This window comes from Nocardiopsis lucentensis DSM 44048, from assembly GCF_000341125.1.
GTDB lineage: Bacteria > Actinomycetota > Actinomycetes > Streptosporangiales > Streptosporangiaceae > Nocardiopsis > Nocardiopsis lucentensis.
The window spans coordinates 1-6,387 of the sequence record NZ_ANBC01000828.1; the positions used below are offsets into that span (position 1 = coordinate 1).

The following is a 6,387-nucleotide window of genomic DNA, read 5'->3' on the forward strand; positions in this document are numbered from 1 at the left end:
CGCCCACGAACGGGCCCACCGCCGCGGCCACGCCCGTCAGCCCCGACCACGCGCCGATCGCCCGGGCCCGATCCTCCTCACGGAAACCCGCCTGGAGGATCGCCAGGCTGCCCGGTGTCAGCAGCGCCCCGCCGATCCCCTGCGCCACGCGGCCCGCCACCAGCCACCCCAGTGTCGGCGCGAACGTGCACAGCGCCGAGGCCAGCGCGAACACCGCCACACCCACCATGAACAGCCGCACCCGGCCGAACCGGTCGGCCAGGGAGCCGCTGAGCAGGATGAGCGCGGACAGCGTGACCATGTAACCGTTGACGATCCACTGCAAACCGGACAAGCCGGTGTCGAGGTCGTCCTGGATGGCGGGCAGTGCCACCGTCACCACCGTCGAGTCCAGGAACGCCATCCCCGAACCGAGCACCGTGGCCGTCAGCGTCCAGCGCGCGGCGGGTGTTCCCCAGGCCACCGCGCCCGTCGAAACCGGGGTCGAAGCACGCACGACACACCTCCGACCCCCAACAGTACGGCGCGGTCTCCCACCGCAGTAGGGGACCGCGCCGTGTGTCACGGGCCCGTCAGGGCCGGAGCGCCGGGGGCGTCACTCGCTGGCCAGGGCCCCGGTGATCGAGGTGCCCGCGGCTCGGCGACCCGGCAGGATCGAGGCGAGCAGCCCGGCCAGGACGGCGACCCCGATGAACACCGCGATCTGACCGACCGGGAGGCTGAACACCATGCCCGGCAGCGCCGAGGCGGCGGCCGCCCAGCCGAAGACCACACCCAGCACGATGCCGATCCCCGCGCCGATCAGGCACAGCAGCACGGCCTCCACGCTGAGCATCCGGCGCAGTTGGCCCCGGGCCAGCCCCAGCGCCCGCAGCATCGCGGACTCGCGGGTGCGCTCCAGCACCGACAGCGCCATCGTGTTGGAGATGCCGAACACCGCGATGATGATCGCCAGGCCCAGCATCGCCGCGATGGTGTAGAAGGCGATGTCCATCATGTCCGAGAACTGGTCCTTGATCTCGGCCACGGACATCACCTGGAGCGTGGGGTGGTCGTCGACCGACGCGTAGACCGCCTCGCGCAGCTCGGCCGGGTCGGCGTCCTGCGCCCCGCGGATGAGCAGGGCCTGGTCCTCGGTCAACTCCGGGAAGAGGGTGGTCAGGTCGTCCACGTGGAGGATGGCGCCCCCGGTACCCGTGGATCCCTCCACGATCGCCGCGACCTCCAGTTCGACCTCGGTGCCCTCGTTGGCCAGGGCGAAGGAGTCACCCACGCTCACGCCCTCGGCGGAGCCCTCCGTCAGGGCGATGCGGCCGGGACCGACGTCGGACAGGTCGCCCTCGACGGTTTCCATGGTCAGGTCGGTGCCGTACTCCGCGCCGGGGTAGGCGGTGACGTCCACGTACTGGCCGCCCCCGGTCTCCAGGTAGCCGTTGCGCTGACCGAAGACTCCGGCGACGGTCGGCTCGTCCGCCAGGTCGCGGCGGACCTCCTCGGGGATCGTCCCGAGCCCGGACGCGTCGGTGTCGGCGGCCGTGTCGGCTCCCTCGGCGGCATCCGCCTCCGGGGCTCCCTCGGCGGGCGCGGCGCTCGGATCGGTGCCCGGTTCCCCGGTGCCCTCGGCGGTCTCGGTGCCCTCGGCGGTTCCGTCGGCGGGGGCGTCCCCGCCCGTCGTCTCCTCACCCGGGGTGTCCCCGGCGCCCGCGGGCTCCTCCATGGCGAACTGCGGGTTGATCTGGTAGTCGATCGGGAACTGCTCGTCCAGCATTCGGGTCAGGGTCGTCTCGGTGGAGGCGCTGACGACGGAGTAACCGGTGATGAGCGTGGCTCCCACGGTCAGGGCGATCATCGCGGTGGCGGCGCGGCGCGGGCTGCGCACGGAGTTGTCCACGGCCAGCATGCTCGCCACTCCGACCCTGCGCAGGGGCAGGCCGACCACGCGGACGATTCCGCGTACCAGCAGCGGCCCCAGGACCACGACGCCGATGAACGCGACCAGGGCGGCGCCCGTCACGATGATCGGCCCGGACATGCCCATGTCCGACATCTGGGTCAGCGCGATCAGGGCACCGGAGACCGCGAAGGTCACCAGGCCGAACACGACGCGGATCCAGCCGGTGCCCTTCTCGATCCCGGAGGCGGTGGCGCTGGTGCGCAGGGCCGTCAGCGGGGCCACCCGGGTGGCGCGCAGCGCGGGGACCATCGCGGAGACGACGGTCACGACCGTACCGACACCCAGTCCGGTCAGGATCGCGGTCGGGGTGATGACCAGGGGGATACCGCCGTCGGCACCCATCGCCGGGGCGGCGAACGCCGCTCCGGCGACACCGATACCCACACCGGCCAGGACACCCAGGGCGGAGGCGACCAGGCCCACGACCACGGACTCCAGCAGCACCGAACGGAAGACCTGGCCGCGCTTGGCGCCCACACAGCGCAGCAGGGCCAGTTCGCGCTGGCGCTGGGCGATGAGGATCGCGAAGGTGTTGTAGATGACGATCCCGGCGACGAACATCGCGATGAACGCGAAGAGCAGCAGCGCGACGCGGAAGACCTCGGTCTCCGCACCGGCGCTCTCAGCCATCTCCAGGCCGTAGGCCTCACCGGTCATGACTTCGGCGGAGGTGCCCAGCACACCGGCGACCGCGTCGACGACGTCCTCGTCGGTGTACCCCTCGGCGGCGACCGCGTCGATCTCGACGTAGCCGGTCGCGCCGGTCATCTCCGTCACCGTGTCCGGTGCGAAGATCACGGCGCCGCCCAGGCTGTAGGAGGGGTCCACACCGAAGTTGACCAGACCGGTGACGGTGAACTCCCGCTTCTCCTGCTCGGGGTCGAGCACGGTCACGGCGTCCCCCACGCCGAAGCCGGACTGCTCGGCCGTGGAGGTGGCCAGGGCGATCTCGTCACCGCCCGAGGGCAGCTCGCCCTCGGCGGCGTCGAACCGACTGGCCCCCTCGACGGAGACGGCGGCGGGCGGAGTGAAGCCGAGCGCGCGGCCCTCGGAGTCCAGCAGGATGGCCTGTCCCCGAACCATCCCGTCGGCCTCGGCGACCTCGGGCAGGGCGCGGATCTCCTCCAGCTGGTCCGCGGTCAGCGGCTCGGGCTCGACGTATGCGCCGTCCTCGCCCGGCTCCGCCTCGGCCTGTGTGGCGATGGCGTCCACGGAACCGGCGGAGCCCATCACGGACTCCTCGTAGTTGGCGTTCAGGGTGTCGGCGAACACCATCGTCCCGGAGACGAACATGACGCCGAGCAGGATCGCCAGGACCGTCGTGACGTAGCGGGACTTGTGCAGCCGCAGCCCCGCGAGTGTGGTGCGCAGCATGCGGTCAGGCCTCCAACTTCAGCAGCCGGGCCGAGACCAGCTCGGGGTTGGGGTCGGTGACCTCGTCGACCAGCTGACCGTCGCGCAGGAACACGACGCGGTCGGCGTAGGAGGCGGCCACGGGGTCGTGGGTGACCATGACGATGGTCTGGTCCAGGTCCTTGGCCGAGTCGCGCAGGAACGCCAGGACCTCCGCGCCCGAACGCGAGTCCAGGTTGCCGGTGGGCTCGTCGGCGTAGACCACCTCGGGCGCGTTGAGCAGGGCGCGCGCCACGGCCACGCGCTGCTGCTGGCCGCCGGAGAGCTTGGCGGGCAGGTGGTCCAGGCGGTCGCGCAGGCCGACCACGTCGATGATGTGGTCGAACCGCTGCTGGTCGACCCTGCGCTTGGCGATCTGGGACGGCAGCAGGATGTTCTGCTCGGCGGTCAGCATCGGCAGCAGGTTGAACGACTGGAAGATGAACCCGATCCGGTCGCGGCGCAGCAGGGTCAGCTCGGCGTCGCGCAGGCCGGTGATCTGGGTGCGGCCCAGGTGCACGGTGCCGGACGTGGGCACGTCCAGGCCCGCCAGGCAGTGCATGAGGGTCGACTTGCCCGATCCGGAGGGGCCCATGATCGCGGTGAACGCGCCCCGGTGGAAGTCCACGTCCACCCCGGCCAGGGCATGGACCTGGCTGCCCCCGGTGTCGTAGGTCTTGGTGAGCCCCCGGGCGACCACCACCGGCGGGGCGGTGGCCGAGGGAACGGGCTGGACTGAGGACGCGGTCACGGCAGACAACTCCAGTGGTGACGGTACGGACACGTGTCACCGGGCGGTTCGGAGGTCGCCTCCGGTCCCGCCCGGTGCGGTTTCCACGCTAGGTCCACCGCGATGCCCGAATCCTCCGCCCACAGGCCGATTCGCACCCCGGCCAAAGGGACGATGCGGGCACGGGTCCACGACTCCAACGTCGGGGGTCGGTACCGACTTTCGTCGGGGGTCGTCGCGGCGAAGGAGCGGGGGAGAGGCCCACGGAACCGGCTGCCACCAGGGGGAACACCGATGGCACCGACGATCGGCCGTCGTGCGCCTCGCCGTCGGCGAACGGCGGGGGCCGGACCCGGCCCGATCGTAGAATCCGGCGCATGAGGGAGCAGAACACGAGGGTAGCCCGTGGACCGGCGGGCTGGTGGCGGCGCGGTGAGCGATGGTGGTGGGACCACCGGCTGCGCTTCGCCGACTGGTTCTACGCCATCGGATCCTTCCCCATGGTCGCCTTCGTCCAGATCATGCCCGACATCGGGCTGCTGCGGCCGGTGCTCACCCCGCTGTTCATGAGCGGCGACACCCCCCTGCTCGTGGTCCTGGGGGTGGTCTTCTACCTGGTCCCGGCCGGACTGGTCTCCGTGGCCGTCCTGTTCCGCCGCTCCCGACCGCACTGGCTGCTGGCACTGGCGTTCGGGCTTCTCCTGCTCTTCGGCAACATGCTCCCGGCCGCCTTCGCCCTCTACTCCTACGCGGTGCACTTCGACGACCGCAGGCTCCTGGCCGGATGGTTCGCGGTCCAGGCCCTCGCCCTGTACGTCGCCCTGGACGTGAACCTGCTCGCCTATGTCTTCAACTTCGGCCTGTTCCTCGTCGTCCCGACCACCCTCGGCCTGTGGGTCGGGACCCGGCGACAGCTCATCGACCGCCTCCAGGAGCGGGCCGAACGCCTCGAACGGGAGAAGCACCTCATGGCCGAGCACGCCATCACCGCCGAACGCACCCGGATCGCCCGGGAGATGCACGACGTCGTGGCGCACCGGGTGAGTCTCATGGTCCTGCACGCGGGCGGCCTGGAGGTCTCCGCCGAGGACCCGCGCACGGCCGAGGCCGCCGGGCTGATCCGCACGACCGGCCGTGAGGCCCTCGCCGAACTGAGGGGCATCCTCGGGGTCCTGCGGGACGAGGACGGGGAACGGGCGCCCACCGCCCCCCAGCCCGTCCTGGTCGACATCGACCGGCTCGTGGGGGAGTGGCGCGACGCGGGCATGGTGGTGGACCGCGGTGACACCGGCGGATTCGACGACCTTCCCCCGACGGTCCAGCGCACCGCCTTCCGGGTGGTGCAGGAGGGGCTGACCAACGCCGCCAAGCACGCGCGGGGCGCCCGGGTGACCCTGGAACTGCGCCGGAAGGGCGGCACCCTGGAAGTGGAGGTGGCCAACGGGCCCGCCACCGTCGCGGCCCCGCCGCCACCGAGCAGCGGGTACGGTCTTGCGGGTATCCGTGAGCGCGTCGCCCTGGCGGGCGGATCGCTCACGGCGGGCCCCCGGTTCGACGGGGGGTGGCGGCTGAGCGTCGTCCTTCCCGTCAGCGGGGGACACGAGGCGGAAGGGGAGTGATCGGCGGTGATCCGCACCATCCTCGTCGACGACGAGAACCTGGTCCGGTCCGGGCTGCGGATGATCCTGGAAGCCGCTCCCGACATCGAGGTGGTCGGGGAGGGCGGGGACGGCGAGGAGGCGCTCCGGCTGGCCCGGGAGCTGTCCCCCGACGTGGTCCTGCTCGACATCCGCATGCCGGGCACCGACGGGCTCACCGCCGCCGCGCGCCTGACCGCGCTGCCCGACGCGCCGCGCGTGGTCCTGCTCACCACCTTCGACCTGGACGAGTACGTGCACCGGGCGCTGCGCACCGGCGCCGTGGGGTTCCTGCTCAAGGACACCCCGCCGCGCGACCTCATCGCCGCCGTGCGCACGGTGCACGAGGGCAACGCCATGCTCGCGCCGAGCGTGACCAAGCGCATGCTCGAACGCTTCGCCGAGCCCGCGCCCTCCGGTGCCTCCACCGGGCGCGATGAGGCCGAACAGAGGCTGTCCGTGCTCAGCGAACGCGAACGGGCGGTGCTGGTCGCCGTGGCCCAGGGCAAGTCCAACGCCGAGGCCGGACGCGCGCTGGGGATGCGGGAGGCGACGGTCAAGGCGCACGTCAGCCGGATCCTGGCCAAACTGGGGATGTCCAACCGGGTGCAGGCGGCCATCCTGGCCCACGACGCGGGGTGGGCCTGAGCCCGAGCGGCGGGCGCGCACCCGCC

General features: G+C 72.0%; 5 protein-coding genes. 2 read left to right on the forward strand and 3 right to left on the reverse strand.

The genetic code is table 11. The features are described 5' to 3' along the window. The 3 genes from D471_RS0128795 to D471_RS0128805 all read right to left on the reverse strand — a co-directional run. On the reverse strand, window positions 1–403 hold a 403-nt coding region (locus D471_RS0128795), incomplete at its 3' end, for an MFS transporter (protein WP_241479738.1). A 192-nt stretch (window positions 404–595) separates the two neighbouring features. Continuing rightward, window positions 596–3,328: an ABC transporter permease gene (locus tag D471_RS0128800; protein ID WP_017601827.1), complete on the reverse strand. Its 2,733-nt coding sequence runs from the start codon at window positions 3,326–3,328 to the stop codon at window positions 596–598. 4 nt (window positions 3,329–3,332) lie between these two features. Next, window positions 3,333–4,097, reverse strand: a complete 765-nt coding sequence (locus D471_RS0128805; RefSeq protein ID WP_017601828.1) for an ABC transporter ATP-binding protein — start codon at window positions 4,095–4,097, stop codon at window positions 3,333–3,335. 356 nt (window positions 4,098–4,453) lie between these two features. Between D471_RS0128805 and D471_RS0128810 the strand changes: the two genes are divergently transcribed. Together D471_RS0128810 and D471_RS0128815 are read left to right on the forward strand one after the other, a co-directional pair. Continuing rightward, complete coding sequence (locus D471_RS0128810) at window positions 4,454–5,695, forward strand: sensor histidine kinase (protein WP_017601829.1); 1,242 nt, start codon at window positions 4,454–4,456, stop codon at window positions 5,693–5,695. A 6-nt stretch (window positions 5,696–5,701) separates the two neighbouring features. Next, the gene (locus D471_RS0128815; RefSeq protein ID WP_017601830.1) at window positions 5,702–6,361 is read left to right on the forward strand and encodes a response regulator; all 660 of its coding nucleotides are present in this window, start codon (window positions 5,702–5,704) and stop codon (window positions 6,359–6,361) included. The last annotated feature ends 26 nt before the right edge of the window (window positions 6,362–6,387 follow it).